Consider the following 22,374-nt stretch of genomic DNA (forward strand, 5'->3'; position numbering starts at 1 on the left):
GGGGGAGCAAGGGGAAGGGCTGCGCGCGGTGTTTGCGCAAACGTGGGGTTATGTCGCGTTCGGGCTTTCCTTTCCGCGGTTCTGGGATAGGGTTTCGCGGGAAAGGACAACGCATGACCCTGATCACGACGCCCTATTGGTGGGACGGCGCTGCGGAATTGCCCGCGCCCTGCGAAAGAGCGCCCGAGCGGGTGGAGGTGGCCGTGGTGGGCGGCGGGTTTACCGGGCTCTCGGCCGCGCTGACGGCGGTGGAGAAGGGCGCGCAGGTGGCGGTGTTCGACGCGCTTCAGCCGGGGCAGGGCGCCAGCACCCGGAATGGCGGCATGATCGGCGCGCCGCACCGGCCGGAACTGGCGCGCGAGCTTGAAACCTATGGCCGCGATTTTGCCGGGCGGCTTGTGCGCGAGGGCGTGGAGGGGTTCGAGTATACCCGCGCCCTGCACGAGGCGGCGGACGTCTATCAGCCGACGGGCCGGGTGATGATGGCCTATACCAGGGCGCAGCAGGAGAAGCTGAAGCGGCAGGCCGATCTGCTGAACGGGCTGTCCGACCAGGGCATCGAGGTGCTGAGCGCGGACGAGATGCGGGCGCATGTGCGATCTGAGACGCATTTCGGCGGCATCTATTTTCCGCGCCACGGGGCGGTGCAACCACGGCTGGCGCATGATGCGATGAAGGCGCGGGCGATGGCCGCCGGTGTGGAGATCTGCGCCGAATGCGGTGTTCATGGGATCACGCCCGAGGGGGATGGATTTCGCCTGAGCACCGAAAAGGGCAGCACCTGGGCGCGCCGCGTGGTCTGGGCCGGCAATGGGTATACCGGGCGGGTGATGCCGTGGCTGGCGCGGCGGATTTTCCGCATCCCCAGTTTCATCATCGCGACCGAGGAACTGGCCCCTGGCGTGATCGACCGGCTGGCGCCGGGGCGGCGGATGATGGTCGAGACGCGGGCGCGGCATTCCTATTTCCGGCCCAGCCCGGACGGGAAACGCATCCTCTTTGGCGGGAGGGCGGCGCTGGTGCCGATTTCGCATGAAGAGGCGGCGAAACGGCTGCAGCGGACGATGACGGAGATCTGGCCCGAGGCGGCGGAGTGGAAGCTGACCCACAGCTGGCAGGGCTTTGTCGGGTTCACCTTTGCGCTGACCCCGCATGTGGGGAGCCACGAGGGCGTGCATTTCGCCTATGGCTATTGCGGCAACGGCGTGGCGCTGAGCCCCTGGCTGGGTCGCAAGGCGGCGCTGCGCGCGATGGGTGATTCCGAGGGCGCGACCGCCTTTGCCGAGATGCCGGTGCAATCGCGCTTCTATCACTGGGGCGGCTGGCCCTGGTTCATGCATCTGGCGAGCCCCTGGTGGCGTTTCGTGGTCGATAGCCGCGAGATGGCGCAGGCGCGGCGCGACCGGGCGGGCTAGGCAGGCCTTCAGAGAGCGCGCGCCGCCGCGCGGCGCGGCAGCGACAGGACGAGCGCGAGGCCGATGGCGGCCATGGTGGCCAGCATCAGGAAGGCCAACCGGTAGCTGTCGGTCGTGTCGAATATCCAGCCCACGGCGATGGGGCCCAGCGAACCGCCGATGGTGCCGAAGAACAGGATCGTGCCGAAAATCGCCCCATGCGCGCGCATGCCGAAATATTCGGCCACGGTGGGCGAGACCACGGTGAAGAGGCCGCCATGGCTGAACCCGTAGAACGCCACGACAAGGTAGAGCAGGCCATGCGCGGTGGTGGCGGCGAAGGCCAGCAGGCTGCCCAGCAGGATGGAAAAGCACATCAGGAAGGCACGCTTGCCGCCGATGCGGTCGGTCACGGTGCCGACGGTCAGCCGCCCGGCGATCGAGGTGGCGCCCAGAACCGAGAGCAGCGTGGAGGCGGTGGCAGTGCTCATCCCCAGGTCGGTGCCATGCACGGCAAGGTGCATGGGCACCGACATCATCGAGGGGAAAAACAGGAACTGGATCAGGCAAAGTGCCCAGAACACGCGGTCGCGGCGCACCTCAGCAAAGCTGTGGCCTGCGTCGGTGTTGGCGTTTTCGGGCGTGTCCCGTGGGGTTGGCGGGCTTTCCATCGAGCGGGCGGCGATGAGCAGCAGCACCAGCGCGGCGAGACCCAGAAACACCAGCGCCTGGCGCCAGCCATAGGCCAGAAGCAGCGCCGCGGCGATGGGGGGCATGGAGATCTGGCCGAGCGCCGTGCCGGTCTTGACCACACCCGACATGATGCCGCGGCGGCGTTCGAACCAGCGCGCGATGGTGCCGAGTGTGACCACGTCATGCGTGCCCAGGCCGAGCCCCATGAAAATGCCGAAGACCAGGAACATCTGCCAGGGCGCGGTGACCTGTGACAGGAGCAGGAAGCCCACGGCATAGGCCGTGCCGGTGACGGTCAGAACCACGCGCGGGCCGAAGCGGTCGTTCAGGCGGCCGCCGGGGATGGCCAGCACGCCCATCATGAAGAACGAGAGTGCCGAGGCGCTGGAAATCAGCGTGCGGGACCAGCCGAATTCTTCCTGCAGCGGGTTGAAGAAGAGCCCGAAGGAAAACAGCAGCCCGATGATGGTAAACTGCGTGAGGCACGCGCCGAAGACGACCCGTGTGCGTGTTTCGATGTGCGGCATGGCCGTCCCCCCTGTTGCGGGCGTATCGGAGCACGCGCCCGGGCAGGGGGCAAGCGGAACGTTCCGGCAAGACCGGCCTAGTCGACGATTTCGAAATCGTGGGTCAGGGTGGCCGTGGCCGCCATCATCGCCGAGGCCGAGCAGTATTTCTCGATTGAGAGGCTGATCGCGCGTTCGACCTTGGCCGGGTTAAGATCGCGGCCCTTGACGATGAAATGCATGTGGATCTTCGTATAGACCTTTGGCTCGGTCTCGGCCCGGGTGGCGTCGATCTCGACCTCGACGCCTTGGACGGGTTCACGCCCGCGTTCAAGGATATGCACAACGTCATAGGCCGAGCAGCCACCGGTGCCCAGAAGCAGCAGTTCCATCGGACTGGGCCCGGGTTTCAACCCTTCGTAGGGCGCGCCAAAGGCAATGGTGTGGCCGCTTTCGGTCTGGCCCAGGAAGGTGCGGTTTTCTGCCCATTTGACGCGTGCTTTCATCGGTACTCTCCCGCTTCGTCAGTGTGTCTGGCGCGCGACGCGGCGGTTGAGCCGGGCTTCGCGCAGGAAGGAATAGAGGCCCGCGCCGATGGTGATGGCGCAGCCGAGATAGGTGAGCGCGTCCGGCCGCTCGCCGAAGATCAGATAGCCGATGGCGAGGGCAAAGAAAATCCGGCTGTAGCGGAACGGGGCCACGACCGAGATTTCGCCGGTGCGCATGGCCTGCACGATGCAGTAATAGCCAGAGGCGCCCAGACTGGCGGCCGCGACCATCAGCATACTGGAGGAGAGCGACATCGGCACCGGGCCGCCCTGAAGCATCATCCATGCCGCGCCGGAGGGCACCAGCACGATCATCGCATAGGCCGCGATCCGGAGCGAGGGCGTGGAGGGCGGCATGAGGCGGGTGGAGACATCGCGCAGCGCCAGAAAGAGCATGCCCGCCACGGCCCAGAGCGCATTCGGATCGAACGCATCGGCGCCGGGGCGGATGATAACAAGCACGCCGGCAAAACCGATGGCAATGGCGCTCCAGCGCCGCCAACCGACCTTTTCGCCCAGAAGCACCACGGCCAGGCCAGTCACCGCCAGCGGCGTGGCCTGCAGGATCGCCGAGGGGAGCGCGATGCCCACGGTAGACAGCGCGGTGAGAAAGCAGAACGTGCCCAGCACGTCGACGGTGTTGCGCATCAGAAGCGTGGGCGCGAAGAAATCGGCGGCGAAGACGCGCTTGCCCTGATAGCGCAGCAGCGCGGAGAAGATCAGTGCTCCGCCCAAGCCCAGGAACATCAATACCTGGCCCTTGGGCATCGCCTCGGCGCCCAGTTTCACGCAGGCATCAGTGGCGGCAAAGAACGCCATGGCCGTGATGATGAGCGCGATGCCGCGCAGGTTTTCGGAGTGCATCGGGGGCCTTTCGGGTGCCGAATGTGGTCTCATTGGCCTCAAGCCACGGGATTGTCTAGGCCGATAGGGGAAAATCCCGATGGATTTGCCCGGGGGCCGTTGCGAGACCGCCGGCAATTCAGCCGGACCGGGCATCGGGGGACAGGTGCGACGCGGACCCGTTGCCGGGCTGGACACCGGAGCGGCGCAGCGAACCAGTCTGCCGCAAGACGGATGCCGCCTCCTGAAACCGGAAGCCCGGACCCCAAGGCGTGGCGGCATTCTGCCAAGGGATCGGCAAAGCTTCGCCGAGAGCGGCATTTGCCAAGTCCCGAACTCATTTCCGGCAAATTTTGAACAACATCTGGGAGCCTTTTGAAACCGTCATGAAATCGTTAACGAGGCCGACATGAGCGCGCAGTATTTCGGAGCCGTCACCGCCCTTCAATTCGACGTATCGTCCAGTGAGTTGTTCAAGGAGATCGTCAATGACCTTGATGTTGCCTTCCGGCCCTACGGTCTGGCCCAACACGGCCCGAACTGGTGCGGCGATAACATCGCGATCATCGGACGCGATAGTCTTCAACTCGTGCTTGGCTGGCTTCCCGCGAAATCGGATGGCGAGCCCAGCTACATGGTCCTGGCCGCAGGCCACGCGACGGATGGTGGAAATCTTCTTGTCACCCGCGAAACCTGCGAGTTTGTCAGAGACGTGTTGGTGGGCCATCTGGCAAGCTACCTGACGTTCGACACGGTCTTTCGCGCTGACGCGACTCAACCCGTGGACGCGAATCTGGTCACGATCGTTGCGGAAATCCTGGATCGGGATTGCGCGGCCACGCTGCCGGACAGTTTGCCCGACTTCGACGATCACCCGCAGATGTTCAAGGAGGCGGGCACGCGAGAGATTCTGCCACCGTCCACGGCGCTTGAACCCGCCCGGTATCCTGCCTTTCAAGAACTCAATGACGTTGCCAATGACAACTGGAAGACGGACGTTTCCTCCGAGGAAGAAGCCTCTTTGCCGAAGCGCCTGACGATCTGTGCGCTGGGGGCCACGATACTGATCCACACGCCTCCGGTTGGCGCGACGTTGTTGATCTATACGGCGCTCAGAGGGTTCTCCTCCTCCCAGCAGCAGCCCGGCCCGATCGCTGCCTGAGCCAGCGCGGAGTCGTGCGACACGCCGCCACCGACGGCAAGCGCATTTGACGAATCCCGGTCGGAGGGTTCGGCCCTTTCACGACGCCGGGACCTTGCGGCCAGGGCATGCCCTTGGTCGTGGGCGCGACCGCTTGCGGTGTTGCCTGGCGGTTCGCCGCGGGGACAAAACGGGGGAATTCTCGCCCGGTCACTTGCCGGGTTTGTTGATTGGCACACCATAGAGTTCGAGCCGGTGACCCTTGAGCCGGTACCCGAGTTTCTCGGCGATCTTTTCCTGCAGCGCTTCGATTTCGGGATCGACGAATTCGATCACTTCGCCCGAATTCATGTCGATCAGGTGATCGTGGTGGTCGCGTTCGGCGTCTTCATAGCGCGCGCGGCCATCGCCGAATTCCAGCTTGTCGAGGATGCCTGCCTCTTCGAAGAGTTTTACCGTGCGATAGACGGTGGCGATGGAAATGCCGGCGTCGCGGGCGCTGGCGCGGGCATAGAGTTCTTCCACGTCGGGGTGATCGTCGGAATCTTCCAGAACGGCGGCGATGGTGCGGCGCTGGCCGGTCATGCGCAGGCCCTTGGCTTCGCAGCGTTCGGTGATGGTTTCGGTCATGGTGGATGCTTGGCCCCGGGTCGTGCGTTTCGGAGTCACGGTTTAGCCGCATGCCGGGGCGATTTCCACCCGCTTGGGCAATCCGCGATTGACTTTGCGGGCCCGAGCCCCCATGTCCGCTGCAACCGACGTTTTCTGCCGCGTGAGCAGTCAAGCAACATCCGGGCGATACCGGAGCCGAAACGAAACGTCGCGGAATGTTCCCAAAATCACGCGTGGGGCCAGCCGCCGGGACGGCGAATGCGGGCACGAGGCCCCTTCGTCAGGCCAATGGCGCAACCACGAGCGGGCCGGCCCATGCGGGGCGCGGCCCCGAATTTGCATATGACGTGCCACCAGACGGTGCCGCGTTCGAAAGGACAAGATGAAAGATTTCAACGAACTGGGCCTGCCCAAGGCGCTGCTGGCGCGGGTGGCCGAAATGGGGCTGAAGCAGCCCACGCCCATCCAGGCACAGGCGGTGCCGCACGCGATGGCGGGCCGCGACGTGATGGGCCTCGCGCAGACCGGCACGGGCAAGACCTTTGCCTTTGGCCTGCCGCTGGTGGCGGCGATGCAGCGCGATGGCGGACGGCCCGGCAAGCGCGCCGTGCGGGGCCTCGTGCTGGCGCCCACGCGCGAGCTGGCCAAGCAGATCGCCGAGAGCCTGCGCGCGCTGGTCAAGGGCAGCCCGCTCAAGGTGGGGCTGGTCGTCGGCGGCGCCGGCATCGTCGGCCAGATCAACCGTCTGGAGCGCGGCACCGACCTGTTGGTGGCCACGCCGGGGCGGCTGATCGACCTGCTGGACCGCAATGCCGTGCGGCTGGATGCCACGGACTTCCTGGTGCTGGACGAGGCTGACCAGATGCTCGACATGGGGTTCATCCACTCCTTGCGCAAAATCGCGGCGCTGTTGCCGAATGAACGCCAGACCATGCTGTTTTCCGCCACCATGCCGAAGCTGATGGCGGAACTGGCGCAATCCTACCTGAGCGATCCGGTGCGGGTTCAGGTTTCGCCCCCGGGCAAGGCCGCCGACAAGATCGACCAGGTGGTGCATTTCGTCGAGAAACCCGGCAAGCTGGATCTGTTGATCGAGCTTCTCGACACCCACCGGGACGAGCGCGCGCTGGTTTTCGGCCGCACCAAGCACGGTTCGGAAAAGATCAAGCGGCAGCTGGAGAAGGCGGGTTTTGCCGCCGAGTCGATCCATGGCAACAAGAGCCAGGGCCAGCGTGACCGCGCCCTGACCGCGTTCAAATCAGGCGAGGCGCGGGTTCTGGTGGCGACGGACGTGGCGGCGCGTGGTCTGGATATTCCCGAGGTGCGCCATGTCTACAACTTCGACCTGCCCAACGTGCCCGACAATTACGTGCACCGGATCGGCCGCACAGCGCGCGCGGGCGCCGATGGCGCCGCGATCGCCTTTTGCGCGCCCGACGAGATGGGCGAGCTGAAGGCCATTCAGAAGGTGATGGGCATTTCCATTCCGGTCGCCTCGGGCGAGCCGTGGGAGCCGGTCGAGCCGCCGAAGCGGCAGGGCCGGGGCGGTGGCAAGCCCGCGGGCGGCACGCCTTCGGGCAACCGTCAGCGCCGGCGGCGCCGCCGCGGTGGCGCTGGCAAGGCGGCGCAGAAAGCCGCCTAAACCAGCAGCTGACCTTCCATCACGGGACAGGCCGCACCGGAAACGGTGACGGCCTGTTTTTCCGTGCGGATACCGATCTGCGACGGGCGGCCCATGTCCTCGCCCTGCCAGATCGTCAACTCCTGGTCGGCGCCGTCGATCTGCGCCAGCAAGGCGCCCAGTGTCGCCGCGGCCGAGCCCGTGGCGGGATCCTCGGGGATGTTGTCCAGGGGCGCGAACATGCGGGCATGGATCGCGTCCGCCCCGCGCCAGTAGACGAACTGCGCGAAATCCAGCGCGCCGGGGTATTTCGCATTGCCGGCGCGGAAGGCCGCGATGTCGCTTTGGCAGGCGGCCAGCGCCTCGCGCGAAGCGAGCTCGCTGATGGTGAAGGGCAGGCCCAGCGAGGCCATCACCGGGCCGTGCCGCGCGGTCTCGATCTGATTGGGATCGAGTGACAGCGCGGCTGCGATTTCCTCCACTGTCGGATGGGCGAGGGTTTCCAGCGGCCGGCGCGTGGTGAAACAGGCCTGCGTCGGCGTGGCATGGGCGGTGATCGGCCCCACGCCCAGTTCCAGCACCATTTCCGGCCCGTGCCCCATAACGGCCAGCGCCACGGCGGTGCCGATGGTGGGGTGGCCGGCAAACGGCACCTCCATCGTGGGGGTGAAGATGCGCACCCGGGCGGTATGGGCCGGGTCGGTGGGCGGGTAGACGAAGGTGGTTTCCGAGTAGTTGAACTCGGCCGCGATCCTTTGCAGCGCGTCCTCGGGCAGGGCGGTGGCATCGGGGATTACCGCCAGTTGGTTGCCGCCAAAGGGCGCGTCGGTGAAGACATCGAAGGTCAGGTAGCGGGTCATCGGATCACACCAGGTCCGGCTCGCGGCCGATGCGGTTGGCCAGGCGCGTGATGGTCAGGCCCTGCACGACGATCGAGAAGATCACGATGACATAGGTCACGGTCAGGATCATTGGTTTCCATTCGCCTTCGGGCAGCGACAGCGCCAGCGCCACCGAGATGCCGCCCTTGAGCCCGCCCCAGGTCATGATCGGGATCACACCGCGCGAGAATTCGCGGAAGGGCCGGAGCAGCAGCACCGGCACAGCCACGGCGGCGAGCCGCGCCAGAAGCGCCAGCGCGATCGACAGAACCGCGACCAGCAGGAAATCATCGAGCCCAGCCGATACCGCGAAAACCTCGAACCCGATGAGCAGGAAGAGCACCGCGTTCAGGATCTCGTCGATCAGCTTCCAGAAGGCATCGACATATCGGCGGGTCTCTTCGCTCATCCCGTGGCGCGCGCCGATATCGCCGATCAGCAGCCCGGCACAGACCGCCATGATCGGGGCCGAGAGATGCAAGTAGAGCGAGACCTGGTAACCGCCAAAGGCCAGGCCCAGGGTGATCAGCACCTCGAGCGAGGGATCGTCGATCCGCCGCATCAGCCGGAAGGTCAGCCAGCCCAGCAGGATGCCCATGACCGCGCCACCCACGGCCTCCTGCACGAAAAGCTTGATCGCTTCCTCGAGGCCGGCGCCGTGATGGTCGCCCGAGGGAAAGGCCAGCCCCAGCAGGACAAGGAAGACGACATAGCCCACGCCGTCGTTGAACAGGCTTTCCCCGGCAATCTTGGTCTCAAGGCTTTTGCGCAGGTTCGCCTCGCGCAGCACGCCCAGAACCGCGACGGGATCGGTGGGCGAAATCAGCGCGCCGAACAGCAGCGCGATCAGGATCGGCGCGCCGGTCAACCAGCAAAACCCCATTCCCACGATCACCGTCGAAAGCGCCACGCCCATCGTGGCCATCAGGAACACCAGCCGCCACTGTTCGCGAAGATCGGACAGTTTGACATGCAGCGCGCCCGCAAAGAGCAACAGGCCCAGCATCCCCTCCAGCAGCGCGTCGGAAAAGTCGATGCCGAGGATCAGGTTGCGCATGGTTTCGGCGATGATCAGCTGTGGCCAGATCAGATCGGTCACCAGAACGCCGAACGAGGCCAGCAGCGCCACGACAAGGATGCCGATGGCGGCGGGCAGCTTCAGGAAAAGATAGTTGATGGCCCCGAACGCGCCGGCCAGCACGATCAAGAGCGAAGTGATCTGAAGAAGGTCCATGGTATCGCACGCCTGTCCCTGGTGTCATTGACCTGCCCCTAGCATCTTGCGCCGCGCCTGCAAAGCGCGGGCGCATGTCCCATGGAGCATGCCGGGCCGTGTTCCGGCTCTTTCTTGGCAAAAATACTCATTTGCCTGACAGGGCGGTCCTGCCGGATGCCGATGGAGAAGCGCGCCATCGCTCCGGCGCAATGCCTGCGTGTGCTCAGCGCCGGGCGAGCTCGGCCCAGACCGGCAGGTGATCGGAGGCGACCCGGGCCGGGCGCCTGGAATGCGTGCCGTGATCCAGTGTCGAAAGCTCGCTCGAAATGGCAAAACGATCAAGCGGGGCGACGGGCCGGGGCGAGGGGAAGCTGGGCCGTTCGGGCAGGATCAGCAGCCCCGGCGTGGCAGCGTCAAGCGCCCGTGCAGGGCCCCATTCGTTGAAATCGCCCGCCAGCACCGTGGGCTGCGGCGCCAGCCGTGCCAGATGCCGCATGATCGCACGCAGCTGCATCAGCCGGTAGCGCCGCACCAGCCCCAGGTGCAGGCCGACCACGCGCAGGGGGCCGATCGCGGTCATCAGGTCGGCACGGATGGCGCCGCGCGGCTCAAGCCCCGGCAGGTCGATATGGGCGGTGTCCAGCACCTCAAGCTCCGGGCGCAGCAGCATCGCGTTGCCGTGCCAGCCAAGCGAGCCGCCGGGTTCGCCGAAATCGACGACGCGCCAGCCTTCGGACTCGGCCATCTCGTGGGGCAGGGCCGCCGGGCGGGGCGGCAGGCGCTTGTCGGCCTCCTGCAGAACGACGATCTGCGCGGCCAGGTCCTCGATCACCTGCAGCGACCGGTCGGGCCGGCGCCGCAGGTCGAGACCCACGCATTTCTGCAGGTTGTAGCTTGCAATTCTGACGCTGGCTGCCTTCATGGGGACTGTATGCAAGGCAAATGCGGGGTTGTCACGGGGTGTTGCGCGAACAGACATTGCTGACCAAGCTTATCTGGGCGGCGCTGCTCATTGCGGCGGCAGATGCGCTGTGGAACGGGCAGTTTTCGCTTCTGTTCATTGCGCTTGCCACGCTGGCGCTGTCGATGGCGCCGGTTTTCGTGGCGCGCTGGGCGGATGTGCATGTGCCCGCGACCTTCATGCTGGCGGTGGTAGCCTTCGTGGGGGGCACGCTGTTCCTTGGCGAGGTTTACGGCTTCTATGATCGGTTCTGGTGGTGGGACATCCTGATGCATGGCGGCAGTGCGGTGGGCTTCGGTCTGATCGGCTTCGTGCTCGTTTTCATGTTGTTCCAGGGGGACCGCTTTGCCGCGCCGCACTGGGTGGTGGCCGTTTTCGGCTTCTGCTTTGCCGTGGCGATCGGGGCGGCCTGGGAGGTGTTCGAGTTTGCCATGGACCAGCTGTTCGGCATGAACATGCAGAAATCGGGCCTGGTCGACACGATGACCGACCTGATCGTCGACATCATCGGCGCGCTTTTCGGCGCGCTGTCGGGCTGGCTCTACCTGAAAGGGCTGTACGCGCCGGGCATGCAGCGGCTGATCGACGAGTTCATCGAGCGCAACCCGCGCTACTTCACCCGGCTGAAACGCCCCGAGGTGCATAACGTCGGACGTAACGACGCGGATTGACCTTTCGCCGCGCATGCCCCCTTGATGGCGGGCATGGAGAGGAAAGACAGCATTGACGCCACGGGCGTTGCCGCGCTGGTCGCGTTCGCGTTCCTGCTGGGATTCAACCAGGTCGTGATCAAGGTATCGACCGGCGGGTTTCAACCGGTTTTCATGGCCGGGCTGCGCTCGGTCGGGGCCTGCGTGGCGATCCTTCTGTGGATGCGGATGCGCGGCATCACCATCCACCTGCCGCGCGAGGCCTGGGCCGGGGCGATCATGCTGGGGCTGCTCTTCACCTCGGAATTCGTATTCCTCTACCTCTCGCTTGACCGTACGAGCGTGGGGCGGGCCTCGATCATCTTCTACTCGATGCCAGTCTTCGTGGCGCTGGCGGCCCATGTGCTTCTGCCGGGCGAGCGGATCAACGGCAAGCGCGCGCTGGGGCTGATCCTGGCCATGGCCGGCGTCGCCTGGGTGATGGCCGACCAGGGCAGCGGCGAGGCGAGCCTGGGCGGCGATATCATGGCGCTGCTGGCGGCGATTTCCTGGGCCGGTATCGCGCTCGTGGTTCGGGTGACGCCCCTGTCGAAGGTCGCGCCCGAGATGCAGCTTCTGAGCCAGCTGACGATTTCGGCGGTGCTGTTGATGGCGCTGTCGCCCCTGTTCGGACCGTTCATCCGCGAGCTTTCGGCGATCCACTGGGCCGGGCTTGCCTTTCAGACGCTGGCGATCGCGAGCTTCGGCTACCTCTTCTGGTTCTTCCTGATGAAAATCTATCCGGCCTCCGGCGTCGCGTCGTTTTCCTTTCTGTCGCCCGTGTTCGGCGTGGTGCTGGGCTGGCTGATGCTGGACGAGGCGGTAGGGCCGCACATCATCGGCGGGCTGGTGCTGGTGGCGGTCGGGATCACCTTGATCAACCGCCGGTAAGGCCGGCCGCCGCCCCGGCGCGCCCACCCGCCCACCCCGCGCCGGGGCGGCGGCCGGCTCTGCGCGACGGGAAGTACGTGGCAGAAGGGGCGGGCCGGTTGAGTATTTTTGCCAAGAAAGAGCAGGGCAGGGTCCGTTTCAGGTGCCGCAGAAGGTTTGCTGCACCCGTTCATGCGGTTGCGGCGGTCGAGTGAGGTCGGCGGCGTCGGGCTGATCGGTAAAGGGCGCTGCGAGCACGCGGTTCAGCCGCTCGAACGGGGCGAAATCACCGCTCACCGCGGCCTCGATCATTTCCTCGACTCGGTGGTTGCGCGGGATGAAGACCGGGTTTGTGCGTGCCATTAGGGCCTCGGGCTGCGGTTCGGAGGCAAGCCGGGCCTGCCAGCGCACATGCCAGGCGTCGAAGGCGGCACGGTCGGTGAACTGGTCGCGGGCCTGTCCATCGGTCAGGGCGCGGAACGTGTTGGTGAAATCGGCGCCGTCGCGGGCCATCAGATCGAGAAGCCCGGTGATCAGCGTGCGGTCGGCCTCGACCGGGGCCGAAAGGCCGATCTTGGCGCCAAAGCGGGTGAGCCATTCCGCTTCGATCCTGGCGGGCATGGCGTGGACGGCCGCGGTGAAGCGCTCCACCGCGGCATCGGCATCATCATAAAGCGGCACGAGGCAGGTCGCCAGCTGCGCCATGTTCCAGACGATCACGTTGGCCTGGTTGTCATAGGCATAGCGGCCGTGCCGGTCGATCGAGGAAAACACCGTCTGCGGGTGGTAATCGTCGATGAAGGCGCAGGGGCCGTAATCGATGGTTTCGCCGGACAGGGTGGTGTTGTCGGTGTTCATCACCCCGTGGATGAACCCCAGTGACAGCCAGTGCGCCACAAGCGCCGCCTGCGCATCGATGACCGAGACCAGCAGATCGTCAGGCGTTTCGGCATCCGGGTAGTGCCGCGCGCGGGTGTAGTCGAAAAGCGCCTGCAAAGCCTCGAGATCGCCGCGGGCGGCGAAGAACTGGAACGTGCCCACGCGGATATGGCTGGCAGCCACGCGGGTGAGCACCGCGCCGGGCAGGGCGGTTTCGCGAAACACCGCATCACCGGTGGCGACAGCGGCCAGCGCGCGGGTGGTGGGCACGCCGAGCGCGGCCATCGCTTCGGAGACGACATATTCGCGCAGCACGGGGCCGAGCCAGGCACGGCCGTCGCCTCCGCGCGAATAGGGGGTGCGGCCGGCGCCCTTGAGCTGGATGTCGCGGCGCGTTCCGTCAGGCGCCTGCACCTCGCCCAGAAGAAGCGCGCGGCCATCGCCCAGCTGGGGCGAGAAGCCGCCGAACTGATGCCCGGCATAGACCTGCGCCAGCGGGTCGGCGCCGGGCGGCACCTCGTTGCCGGCAAAGATGCGCGCCATGTCGTCGTCGCTGCCGCGGGCGATGCCGAGCGTTTCGGCCAGCGCGTCGTTGAAGGCGATGAGCCGCGGGGCCGAGACCGGCGTGGCTGGCTGGCGCGAATAGAAGCGTGCGGGCAGTTGCCCGTAGCTGTTGGAAAAGGGGATCTGGATGCTCATGCGGGAAATATAACCTTTGGGCACATCTTTTCCAGCGCTTCGATGAAGGCCACCGGCCGGACGCGCTGATATCAGGCGGTACGGGTCATCAGGTGGTACTTTTCGCGCGCATCAAAGCCCGCGCGTTCATAGAGCCGGCGGGCGCGGGCATTGTCGCGGTCGATTTCGAGATGCAGCGCCTTGACGCCGTGCTGCGAGAGCGCGGGCAGGAGCGTGTGCAGCACCTCGGAGCCCATGCCGCGGCCGCGGACGCGCTCGCGGATGAAAAACTCGTCGACGAAGCCGTCGATGCCGCCCAGTTCGACCGAATAACCGAAGGAAATGACGATATAACCCACCGGGGCGCGGCGCGGTCCGATGAGGTAGGCCACGCCGTGTGGCGTGCCGTCGAGCAGCGGGGCGAGGGCGGCGCGGCGGGCCTCTTCGTCGCTGTCGATGCCTTCGAAGGCATGGTAGGCCGCGACCAGCGGTTCGAGCTTGTCGATATCCTCGGGGCGGGCGAGTTGCAGGGTGCTCATAGGCGGGCGAGCCTTTCGGTCAGCAGGGCGAAGAAGCCGTCGGCATCGACGTCGCCCATGAAGGTTGCGTTGGGTGCGCGCCCCGAGACGCGCCACCAGTCGGCGACGGTCATGCCCATGGTCAACTCGGATCGGGTCTCGATCTCGACATTGATGAAACGGCCCGAGAAGAGATCGGGCGCGATCAGGTAGGCGGTGACGCAGGGATCATGCAGGGGCGCGCCGGCGGAGCCGTATTTTTCCTTGTCGTAGCGCTCAAAAAAATCGGTCATCTGCGAGACGGCGACGCCGACCGCGTTGCCGAGTGCGCGGAAGGCATCGTTGCGGGGCTTGGTGACCAGCGCCTTGTGCGTGACATCGAGTGGCATGACGGTCAGTGGTGCGCCGGATTTGAAAACGATATTCGCGGCTTGCGGGTCGACGTAAATGTTGAATTCGGCCGCGGGCGTGATGTTGCCGACTTCGAAATAGGCGCCCCCCATCAGCACGATTCCGGCGACGCGTTCAATAATGTCGGGCGCCTTTTCGAAGGCCATGGCGATATTGGTGAGCGGGCCCAGCGGGCAGAGCGTGACGGTGCCGGGGGCGTGGGCGCGCAGCGTGTCGACAATGAAATCGACCGCGTGCTGATCCTGCAGCGGCATCACCGGATCGGGCAGGTCGGGGCCGTCGAGACCGGTCTTGCCGTGCACGTGCTCGGCGGTGACCAGATCACGGCCCAAGGGGCGGTCACAGCCAGCGAAGACCCGGGTGTCGGGCCGGCCGGCCAGTTCGCAGACAATGCGGGCATTCTTCGAGGTGAGCGGCAGCGGCACGTTGCCGGCGACGCAGGTGATGCCCAGTACCTCGATCTTGTCGGGGCTGGCCAGGGCCAGCAGGATCGCGACGGCGTCGTCCTGGCCCGGGTCTGTGTCGATGATGATCTTGCGCGGTGGCATGGGCCCCTCCCTTTATGCGGGGAGAGTGGCAAGCGGGGGCGGGGAAGTCCATAAGCGGAATGCGACCGGGCGGCGGATTGCCGGGGCCGGAACGGAAAACGGGGCGCCGGGAGGTGGCGCCCCGCCTGTGGCGACGGATGTCTGGGAGGTTATCCGTCGAAATCGACCTGTTCGATCAGCTTGAGCGCGGCCGGGCGCAGGGCGGCGAGATCCATCAGGTTCACATCATCGGGCGTGAAACTGCCCCAACTGGCAACCAGCGCGTCGGGCTCGGCGCCCGGGGCGATGGGATATTCGTAATTCGCCTCGGCATAGATTTTCTGCGCCGTGGGCGAGGTCAGGAATTCGATCATTTTCAAGGCGTTGTCGCGGTTCGGTGCAGCGGCCGTCATGGCCACGCCTGAAATGTTCACATGCGCGCCGCCATTCTCGAAGGTGGGAAAGGCAAGCCAGACCGCCTCGGCCCATTCCTTCTGCTCGTCATCCTTCAGCATTGCGCCCATGTAATAGGTGTTGCCGATGGAGATGTCGCATTCGCCGGCCCAGATCGCCTTGACCTGGGCGCGGTCGTTGCCCTGCGGTTTGCGCGCGAGGTTGGCTTTCACGCCTTCGAGCCAGGTCTTGGTGGCCGCTTCGCCGTGATGATGCAGGTAGGCCGCCACAAGTGCCACGTTGTAGGCGTGAGTGCCCGAGCGGGTGCAGATACGACCCTTCCATTTCGGATCGGCAAGGTCCTCGTAGGTGGTGATTTCCCCTTCGGCGACGCGATCGCGGCTGGCATAGATCACCCGTGCGCGGGTGGTCAGGCCCCACCAGTGGCCGTCGGGATCATGGAACGCGGCCGGCACGTTGGCCGAGAGCGTTTCCGAGGTGACCGGCTGGGTCAGCCCTGCCTCGACGATGGCCGCGAGCCGCGAGATGTCCACGGTAAAGGCGAGGTCGGCGGGCGAGCGCTTACCTTCCGCCTTGAGGCGTTCAACCATGCCTTTCTCGAGGTAGGCGACGTTGACGCTGATGCCGGTTTCCTCGGTGAAGGCGTCGGTCAGCGGTTTCAGGAGTTCCGGCTGGCGGTAGGAGTAGATGTTGACCTCCTGGCCAAGGGCCGGCGTGGCGGCAAGCGTGGCGAGAAAGGCGAGGCGAGCGAACATGTCGATCTCCGTGGGTTGGTGTTGCGTCGCAGGTGTTAAACCTGAGTTTAATTGTCGGGTCAATACCTGTGTAAGTTAGTCAGGTATTTGTGATCCCTGGCTGCGCCCAGGCCGAGATTGGGGGCGCTGCCCCCAAGCTCCCGGGATATTTAAAGCAAGATGAATCTTGGGATTCCAAGGAGTTAGCCTGCGTTCTTTTCCTCGGCCTTGGCTTCGTTCCAGAGTGCGTCCATTTCCTCGAGATCGCTTTCGTCCGGCGTCTTGCCGCGGTCTGCGAGCCGCTCTTCGATGCGGCGGAAGCGACGGGTGAACTTGGCATTGGCCGCGCGCAGCGCCGATTCGGGGTCGATTTCCAGGTGACGGGCGAGGTTGGCGATGACGAAGAGCAGGTCGCCGAATTCCTCGAACACCTCTGCCTCGGTCATGGTCTCGCGCGCCTCGTGCAATTCGCGCGCTTCCTCGACGATCTTGTCGATCACCTCGCTGGTCGAAGGCCAGTCGAAGCCCACGCGCGCCGCGCGTTTCTGCAGCTTGACCGCGCGCAGAAGGGCGGGCAGGCCGACAGCGACGCCGTCGAGCACGCCGTGCTGTTTCTTTGCGGCGCGTTCCGCCGCCTTGATGGTTTCCCAGTCGCGGGTCTGTTGTTCGGCCGACTTGTCGCGCGATTCATCGCCGAAGACATGCGGATGGCGCGCCACCATCTTGTCCGACATCGTGTCGGCGACCTCATCGAAGGTGAACAGGCCCGCCTCGGCCGCCATCTGGGCATGGAAGACCGATTGGAAGAGCAGGTCGCCCAGCTCTCCCTTCAACTCGTCCCAGGCCTCGCGCTCGATCGCGTCAGCGACCTCGTAGGCCTCTTCGATCGTGTAGGGGGCGATGGTGGCGAATGTCTGTTCGATATCCCAGGGGCAGCCGGTTTCCGGATCGCGCAGGCGCCGCATGATTTCCAGAAGGCGCGGCATGCCTCCATGGGGGTCGTGGATCAGATCGTCATTGGGCATTGCGCGGGACTCCTTTCCGGGGTTCTAGTTGTGGCCGGGGACAGGAAGGGAGTCCAGAGATGGCCGTAATCAACCGCATTGCCGGCTTTGCCGGGGAAATGGCTGGGTGGCGGCGCCACCTGCACATGCATCCCGAACTGGGGCTGGAGTGCCACGGCACGGCGGCTTTCGTGGCGGCGCGGCTGCGTGAGTTCGGTGTGGACGAGATACATGAGGGCATCGCGGAAAGTGGCCTGGTGGCCGTGATCGAGGGCAAGGGGCCCGGTCCGGTGACAGGGCTGCGCGCCGACATGGACGCGCTACCGATGGAGGAGGCCACCGGCGCGGACTGGGCCAGTACGGTGCCCGGGCGGATGCACGCCTGCGGCCATGACGGGCACACGGCGATGCTGTTGGGGGCGGCGAAATACCTGGCGGAGACGCGCAATTTCAGCGGCAAGGCGGTGCTGATCTTTCAGCCGGCCGAGGAAACCATCGGCGGCGGGCGGATCATGGTGGAAGAGGGCATCATGGACCGGTTCGGCATCAAAGAGGTGTATGCGCTGCACACCGATCCCTTCGGGGGGCTGGGTGAGTTTCGCACCTGCCCGGGCCCGATCATGGCGGCGGTGGACGATTTCGAGATTCACCTGACGGGCAAGGGTGGTCATGCGGCCTATCCAGATACCTGCATCGACCCGCTGCCGGCGGCCACGGCGATTGCCCAGGCGATGCAGACTATCGTCAGCCGCAACCGTCCGCCGCTCGAGGCGTTGGTGGTGTCGGTGACGCAGATTCATGCCGGAAGTGCGATGAACATCATTCCCGAAACCGCCTATCTGGCCGGCACGGTGCGCAGCTTTGCCCCCGCGATGCGCGACATGGCCGAACGCCGGATCGGTGAGATCGTGGCGGCCCAGGCCGCGGTTTTCGAGGTGGAGGGGCGGCTGGACTACCAGCGCAACTACCCGGCGACGGTGAACCATGCCGCGCAGGTGGACAAGGCGGCCGAGATCGCGCGCGACGTGGCGGGGCCAGACAACGTGCTGACCGCGCTGCCGCCCGAGATGGGGGCCGAGGATTTTTCCTACATGCTGGAGGCGCGGCCGGGGGCGTTCTTTTTCCTCGGGCAGGGGGCGGGGCCGTCGGTGCACCACCCAGAGTTCGATTTCAACGACGAGGTGGCGCCGATCGGGGCGAGCTTCTTTGCACGGCTGATCGAACGGCATCACCCGGTCGGCTGAGGCTTGCCGCGGGGGCCGGATTGGGATTGAGTGAAGCAAGGACAACAAGGGAGCGCCGCAAATGGCCGTGATCAACCGTATTGCCGGTTTTGCCGAGGAGATGACCGCGTGGCGGCGGCACATTCACGAGAACCCGGAACTGGCCCGGGATTGCCACGAAACCGCGGCCTATGTCGTAGAACGGCTGAAGGAATTCGGCATCACCGAGATCACCACGGGCTGGGCCGAAAGCGGTGTGGTCGCCGTGATCGAGGGGCAGGGCGAGGGCCCGACGATCGGGTTGCGTGCGGATATGGACGCGCTGCCGATGACCGAGATCACCGGGCTCGACTATGCCTCGAAGGTCCCCGGCAAGATGCATGCCTGCGGCCATGACGGGCATACCGCGATGCTTCTGGGGGCGGCGAAATACCTGGCGGAGACGCGCAATTTCGCGGGCCGCGCGGTGCTGCTTTTTCAGCCGGACGAGGAAGGCGGCGGTGGTGGCGAGGCCATGGTGCAGGAAGGCGTGATGGAGAAATACGCCATCGACGAGGTCTATGCGATCCATAATGGACCGGGGCTCGAAGCGGGGATGATCGCGCTGGCGCCGGGGCCGTTGATGGCGGCGGTTGACAGTTTCTATATCGATATCCAGGGCCGGGGCGGGCATGGGGCGATGCCGCATGAATCGGCCGATCCTGTCGTGGCCGCGGTGGGAATTGTTCAGGCAATTCAAACGATTGTCAGCCGCAACAACGATGCGCAGAAACGCCTGGTGGTGTCGGTGACGAAGATCGATACGGGCACGGCCACCAACATCATCCCCGACACCGCGCATATCTGCGGCACGGTGCGCACCTTCGACCCGGAAGTGCGCGACTTGGTCGAGCGCCGCATGGGCGAGATCGTGGCGGGCCAGGCGGCCAGCTTTGGCGTGGAGGTGAAGCTGAATTATGACCGCGGCTATCCACCGACAGTAAACCACGAGAAACAGGCGATTTTCGCCGCCGAGGTGGCGCGCGACGTGGTGGGTGAGACGCTGGTGGATGACAATGCCACGCCGCTGATGGCGGCCGAGGATTTCTCCTACATGCTGGAGGCGCGGCCCGGCGCTTATGTCTTTGTCGGCAATGGCGTGGACGGGGCGATGGTGCATCACCCAGCCTACGATTTCAACGACGAGATCGCCCCGGTGGGCGCGTCCTTCCTGGCCCGGCTGGTGGAAAAGGCCGCGCCGCTTTAAACAAGGCTGAAGGCAGCGTCCCGCGCGGTTAACGCGATTTTTCCGCGAAAAATCGGGGGGTGACTCCCGGCTGGCATCCGGCTGACATGCGTGCACCGCCGCAATGCGGACTGTTTTGCGCACAGAGTGTTTAACCCATCGCGCGGTGCGTGGAGCCAGGACAGATGCGAGGGGCCAGCCCCTCGCGCTCCCCGGGATATTTTTTGCAAGATGAACGACGGGGCATCGGGTTCTCGGTGCCCCATATTTCATCTTGCCTTAAATATCCCGGGGGTTTGGGGGCAGAGCCCCCAACGCCTGCGCGGCCGAACGGCGCCGGGCCCCGCATTTCAGGCGTGCCGTTACCAGGTTTCGCCGAAAGGGCGCAGGTCAAGCTCGAAGCTCCAGGCCTGGCGTTCCTGGTTTGCCAGCATCAGCGCGGCGTCGGCCACGCCCTCGGCGGTCAGAAAGAAGCTTTCGGGCTTGTCGGGGAAGCGGGCAAGCGCGCGGGGCTTGTCGACGATGCCGTCGAGGATCAGGTAAGCCACGTGGATGTTCTCGGGGCCAAGCTGACGGGCGAGTGACTGGGCGATGGAGCGTTGCGCGGCCTTGGCGGCGGCGAAGGCGACCGAGCCGGGGCGACCGCGCAGCGCGGCGCCGGCACCGATGACGAGGATCGTGCCCCGCCCGGCGGCGCGCATGTCGGGCAGGGCCGCCTGCGCGGCGTGGAAAAGGCCGAGCGCGTTGACGGCGAAATTGTCCTGCAGAGCCTCGGGGCCGAGATCGTCGATGGTGCCCCAGATCGCGTTGCCGGCATTGTAGACGAGGGTGCTGGGCGGGCCCATCTGTGCGCGGATCGTGGCGATCGTATCGGCGACTGCGCCTGCATCGGTCACATCGCAGGCATAGCCCTGCGCGCCGTCGATTTCGGCGGCCATGTCCCGCATTTTCGCGCCGTCGCGGGAACAGAGCGCCGTGGCGTGGCCTGCGGCGGAAAAGCGGCGCGCGAGGGCCAGGCCGTTGCCGGGGCCCACGCCGAGGATCGCGCAGACGGGTTTACCTGTGGTCATTCGGGGCTCCTTTCGCGGTGAATGCGCTTGACCTTGAGCCTGAGGGTGCCAAGCATTGGCGGCAACGACAAGGGGAGGCCGCGATGGCGCTGGAAGATGCAAAACACATGGTGGACCAGGCGTTCACCCGCGACAGCCACCGGGGGCATTCCTTTGAGAATACCTTTGCCGGGGCGACATCCTTTTTGCGCCGGCGCTACAGCAAGGACCTGACCGATGTCGATATCGCGGTCACCGGTATCCCGTTCGACATGGCGGTGACCAACCGCCCCGGCACCCGGCTGGGCCCGCGCGCGATCCGCGAGGCGAGCGCGCTCCTGGCGCCGGATCCGCCCTATGGCTGGGGATTCAGCCCGGTCGAGGAGTTCAACATCGTCGACTATGGCGACCTGGCCTATGACTATGCCGATATCCCGGCCTTTCCGGGCGCGGTGCAGGCGCATATCGAGGGGATCCTGAAGGCCGGCGCAGCCAGCGTGTGCCTGGGCGGGGATCATTACATTTCTTTCCCGATCCTGAAGGCTTATGCCGAGAAGTTCGGGCCAATCTCGCTGATCCAGGTGGATGCGCATACCGATACCTGGCCCGATGACAACATGGAGCGCGTCGATCACGGCACGATGTTCTACAAGGCGGTGAAATCGGGCATCGTCGATCCTGCAAGCAGCGTGCAGGTCGGTATTCGCACGGTGAACGAAGAGACGCTGGGCGTGAACATCATCGACGCGCGCGAAGTGCATGAAAAGGGCCCGCAAGTCGCCGCCGCGAAGGCGCGCGAGATCGTCGGCGACCGGCCGGTTTACCTGAGTTTTGACATCGACGGGCTGGACCCGGCCTTTGCCCCCGGCACGGGCACGCCGGTCTGGGGTGGGCTGTCGAGCGGGCAGGCCTCGATCCTGCTGCGTGACCTGGCGGGGATCAACCTGGTGGGGGGAGACGTGGTGGAAGTGTCACCGCCCTTCGATACTTCGGGCGCCACGGCGGTGGCGGGCGCGCATGTGGCGATGGAGATCATCTGTCTGTGGGCCTGGACGCGGCGCGGAAACGGATAGCCTGCGCGTGGCTGCCAGCGGTCGACAGATGAGTAGTTTTGGCAAGATGAAGCAATGGGTTGGAAGATGATCTTTGCGTGGATCCTGTTGGCGGCGATCGTGGCGTTCGGCGCCTGGGTGCGCCTGGCGCCCAGCGATCCGGCACGCTGGCACCGGATGCCGGAAAACGTGGCCGACAAGACATTCGAGGGCGGCGCGATGCGCGTTGTCCAGGCCGGGCCCGGGGCGCTGGCGCGGCTGGACAAGATCGCGCGCGCCTGGCCGCGCACACGAGTTCTGGCCGGGTCGGTGGACGAGGGCATGGTGACCTATGTCACCCGCACGGCGCTGTGGGGCTTTCCCGATTACACCACCGTGCGGCAGGTGGGCGACCGGCTGGAGCTTTATGCGCGGCTACGATTTGGGCGCGGCGACATGGGCGTCAACCGGGCGCGGCTGGAGGCCTGGCTGGCCCAGTTGTGAGCTGAGGCAGCCATCGGAGATCTTGCGCCACATCGGTACATTTAGGCTCATCTGGCATTGCGCCATGAACATCTTGCCATCGACCTGCAGGCAGATGGTTTCGCCCAGTTCGACGCGCGCGCCGCTTTTGTCGGTGCAATAGCAATCGACCGTCTTGCCACCGATCGTGGCGTCGGCGAACGCGGGCATGGGAAGCGCCGCT

General features: G+C 65.7%; 23 protein-coding genes. 9 read left to right on the top strand and 14 right to left on the bottom strand.

Translation table 11 applies throughout. From position 1 onward, the window contains the following. Window positions 1-113 precede the first annotated feature (113 nt). Window positions 114-1,415: an NAD(P)/FAD-dependent oxidoreductase gene (locus E0501_RS04165; RefSeq protein ID WP_161594549.1), complete on the top strand. Its 1,302-nt coding sequence runs from the start codon at window positions 114-116 to the stop codon at window positions 1,413-1,415. Window positions 1,416-1,423: 8 nt separating this feature from the next. Here E0501_RS04165 and E0501_RS04170 read toward each other — a convergent pair whose 3' ends face one another. The 3 genes from E0501_RS04170 to E0501_RS04180 form a co-directional block, all read right to left on the bottom strand. Next, window positions 1,424-2,614 carry an MFS transporter gene (locus tag E0501_RS04170; RefSeq protein WP_137700070.1) on the bottom strand — a complete coding sequence of 397 codons (1,191 nt, stop codon included), beginning with the start codon at window positions 2,612-2,614 and terminating at the stop codon, window positions 1,424-1,426. Window positions 2,615-2,691: 77 nt separating this feature from the next. Then, window positions 2,692-3,099, bottom strand: a complete 408-nt coding sequence (locus E0501_RS04175) for an OsmC family protein (RefSeq protein ID WP_137700071.1) — start codon at window positions 3,097-3,099, stop codon at window positions 2,692-2,694. 18 nt (window positions 3,100-3,117) lie between these two features. Continuing rightward, on the bottom strand, window positions 3,118-4,005 hold the full coding sequence (locus tag E0501_RS04180; protein ID WP_161594550.1) for a DMT family transporter: 888 nt from the start codon (window positions 4,003-4,005) through the stop codon (window positions 3,118-3,120). Between the two features lie 388 nt (window positions 4,006-4,393). Between E0501_RS04180 and E0501_RS04185 the strand changes: the two genes are divergently transcribed. Beyond that, entirely contained in the window at window positions 4,394-5,146 is a 753-nt protein-coding gene (locus E0501_RS04185; protein WP_137700073.1) for a hypothetical protein, read from the top strand. 189 nt (window positions 5,147-5,335) lie between these two features. Here the strand turns inward: E0501_RS04185 and E0501_RS04190 are convergent, their stop codons facing one another. Then, window positions 5,336-5,755 (bottom strand): Fur family transcriptional regulator, encoded by a 420-nt coding sequence (locus E0501_RS04190; protein ID WP_137700074.1) that lies wholly within the window; start codon window positions 5,753-5,755, stop codon window positions 5,336-5,338. A 364-nt stretch (window positions 5,756-6,119) separates the two neighbouring features. On the opposite strand from E0501_RS04190, the gene E0501_RS04195 reads away from it, so the two are divergent. After that, window positions 6,120-7,379 (top strand): DEAD/DEAH box helicase, encoded by a 1,260-nt coding sequence (locus E0501_RS04195; protein ID WP_137700075.1) that lies wholly within the window; start codon window positions 6,120-6,122, stop codon window positions 7,377-7,379. On the opposite strand, the gene E0501_RS04200 is transcribed toward E0501_RS04195, so the two are convergent. From E0501_RS04200 to E0501_RS04210, 3 genes are all read right to left on the bottom strand, one after another. Continuing rightward, window positions 7,376-8,218 (bottom strand): PhzF family phenazine biosynthesis protein, encoded by an 843-nt coding sequence (locus tag E0501_RS04200; RefSeq protein ID WP_137700076.1) that lies wholly within the window; start codon window positions 8,216-8,218, stop codon window positions 7,376-7,378. The genes E0501_RS04195 and E0501_RS04200 overlap by 4 nt on opposite strands. Before the next feature lie 4 nt (window positions 8,219-8,222). Continuing rightward, window positions 8,223-9,473 carry a cation:proton antiporter gene (locus E0501_RS04205; protein WP_137700077.1) on the bottom strand — a complete coding sequence of 417 codons (1,251 nt, stop codon included), beginning with the start codon at window positions 9,471-9,473 and terminating at the stop codon, window positions 8,223-8,225. Window positions 9,474-9,678: 205 nt separating this feature from the next. Continuing rightward, window positions 9,679-10,377, bottom strand: a complete 699-nt coding sequence (locus E0501_RS04210) for an endonuclease/exonuclease/phosphatase family protein (RefSeq protein ID WP_137700078.1) — start codon at window positions 10,375-10,377, stop codon at window positions 9,679-9,681. A 56-nt stretch (window positions 10,378-10,433) separates the two neighbouring features. On the opposite strand from E0501_RS04210, the gene E0501_RS04215 reads away from it, so the two are divergent. Both E0501_RS04215 and E0501_RS04220 read left to right on the top strand, forming a co-directional pair. Further along, window positions 10,434-11,087 (top strand): hypothetical protein, encoded by a 654-nt coding sequence (locus E0501_RS04215; RefSeq protein WP_235857743.1) that lies wholly within the window; start codon window positions 10,434-10,436, stop codon window positions 11,085-11,087. 33 nt (window positions 11,088-11,120) lie between these two features. Then, on the top strand, window positions 11,121-11,996 hold the full coding sequence (locus E0501_RS04220; protein ID WP_137700080.1) for a DMT family transporter: 876 nt from the start codon (window positions 11,121-11,123) through the stop codon (window positions 11,994-11,996). Between the two features lie 138 nt (window positions 11,997-12,134). Here E0501_RS04220 and E0501_RS04225 read toward each other — a convergent pair whose 3' ends face one another. From E0501_RS04225 to mazG, 5 genes are all read right to left on the bottom strand, one after another. Next, on the bottom strand, window positions 12,135-13,553 hold the full coding sequence (locus E0501_RS04225; protein WP_137700081.1) for a protein adenylyltransferase SelO: 1,419 nt from the start codon (window positions 13,551-13,553) through the stop codon (window positions 12,135-12,137). Between the two features lie 71 nt (window positions 13,554-13,624). Continuing rightward, the gene (locus E0501_RS04230; RefSeq protein ID WP_137700082.1) at window positions 13,625-14,071 is read right to left on the bottom strand and encodes a GNAT family N-acetyltransferase; all 447 of its coding nucleotides are present in this window, start codon (window positions 14,069-14,071) and stop codon (window positions 13,625-13,627) included. Further along, window positions 14,068-15,009 carry a nucleoside hydrolase gene (locus tag E0501_RS04235; protein ID WP_137700083.1) on the bottom strand — a complete coding sequence of 314 codons (942 nt, stop codon included), beginning with the start codon at window positions 15,007-15,009 and terminating at the stop codon, window positions 14,068-14,070. Before E0501_RS04235 ends, E0501_RS04230 begins: the two co-directional genes overlap by 4 nt. 149 nt (window positions 15,010-15,158) lie before the next feature. After that, on the bottom strand, window positions 15,159-16,157 hold the full coding sequence (locus E0501_RS04240) for a Fe(3+) ABC transporter substrate-binding protein (RefSeq protein WP_137700084.1): 999 nt from the start codon (window positions 16,155-16,157) through the stop codon (window positions 15,159-15,161). A gap of 182 nt (window positions 16,158-16,339) precedes the next feature. Further along, on the bottom strand, window positions 16,340-17,161 hold the full coding sequence (gene mazG / locus E0501_RS04245; RefSeq protein WP_137700085.1) for a nucleoside triphosphate pyrophosphohydrolase: 822 nt from the start codon (window positions 17,159-17,161) through the stop codon (window positions 16,340-16,342). Between the two features lie 59 nt (window positions 17,162-17,220). Here mazG and E0501_RS04250 point away from each other — a divergent pair, with 59 nt between their 5' ends. Together E0501_RS04250 and E0501_RS04255 are read left to right on the top strand one after the other, a co-directional pair. Continuing rightward, window positions 17,221-18,384, top strand: a complete 1,164-nt coding sequence (locus E0501_RS04250) for a M20 aminoacylase family protein (RefSeq protein ID WP_137700086.1) — start codon at window positions 17,221-17,223, stop codon at window positions 18,382-18,384. Window positions 18,385-18,445: 61 nt separating this feature from the next. Next, window positions 18,446-19,609: a M20 aminoacylase family protein gene (locus E0501_RS04255; protein WP_137700087.1), complete on the top strand. Its 1,164-nt coding sequence runs from the start codon at window positions 18,446-18,448 to the stop codon at window positions 19,607-19,609. A 341-nt stretch (window positions 19,610-19,950) separates the two neighbouring features. On the opposite strand, the gene E0501_RS04260 is transcribed toward E0501_RS04255, so the two are convergent. Beyond that, a complete protein-coding gene (locus E0501_RS04260; RefSeq protein WP_137700088.1) occupies window positions 19,951-20,658 on the bottom strand; it encodes an SDR family NAD(P)-dependent oxidoreductase in 708 nt (235 codons plus the stop codon). 83 nt (window positions 20,659-20,741) lie between these two features. Here E0501_RS04260 and speB point away from each other — a divergent pair, with 83 nt between their 5' ends. Then, window positions 20,742-21,710: an agmatinase gene (gene speB, locus E0501_RS04265; protein WP_137700089.1), complete on the top strand. Its 969-nt coding sequence runs from the start codon at window positions 20,742-20,744 to the stop codon at window positions 21,708-21,710. A gap of 54 nt (window positions 21,711-21,764) precedes the next feature. Next, window positions 21,765-22,172 (top strand): DUF1499 domain-containing protein, encoded by a 408-nt coding sequence (locus E0501_RS04270; RefSeq protein WP_137700090.1) that lies wholly within the window; start codon window positions 21,765-21,767, stop codon window positions 22,170-22,172. Here E0501_RS04270 and E0501_RS04275 read toward each other — a convergent pair. Continuing rightward, window positions 22,104-22,361 (bottom strand): hypothetical protein, encoded by a 258-nt coding sequence (locus E0501_RS04275; protein WP_235857744.1) that lies wholly within the window; start codon window positions 22,359-22,361, stop codon window positions 22,104-22,106. The genes E0501_RS04270 and E0501_RS04275 overlap by 69 nt on opposite strands. Window positions 22,362-22,374: the final 13 nt, after the last annotated feature.

Origin of the sequence: Marimonas lutisalis (genome assembly GCF_005434965.1) — a bacterium.
In the GTDB taxonomy this organism is placed as follows: domain Bacteria; phylum Pseudomonadota; class Alphaproteobacteria; order Rhodobacterales; family Rhodobacteraceae; genus Marimonas_A; species Marimonas_A lutisalis.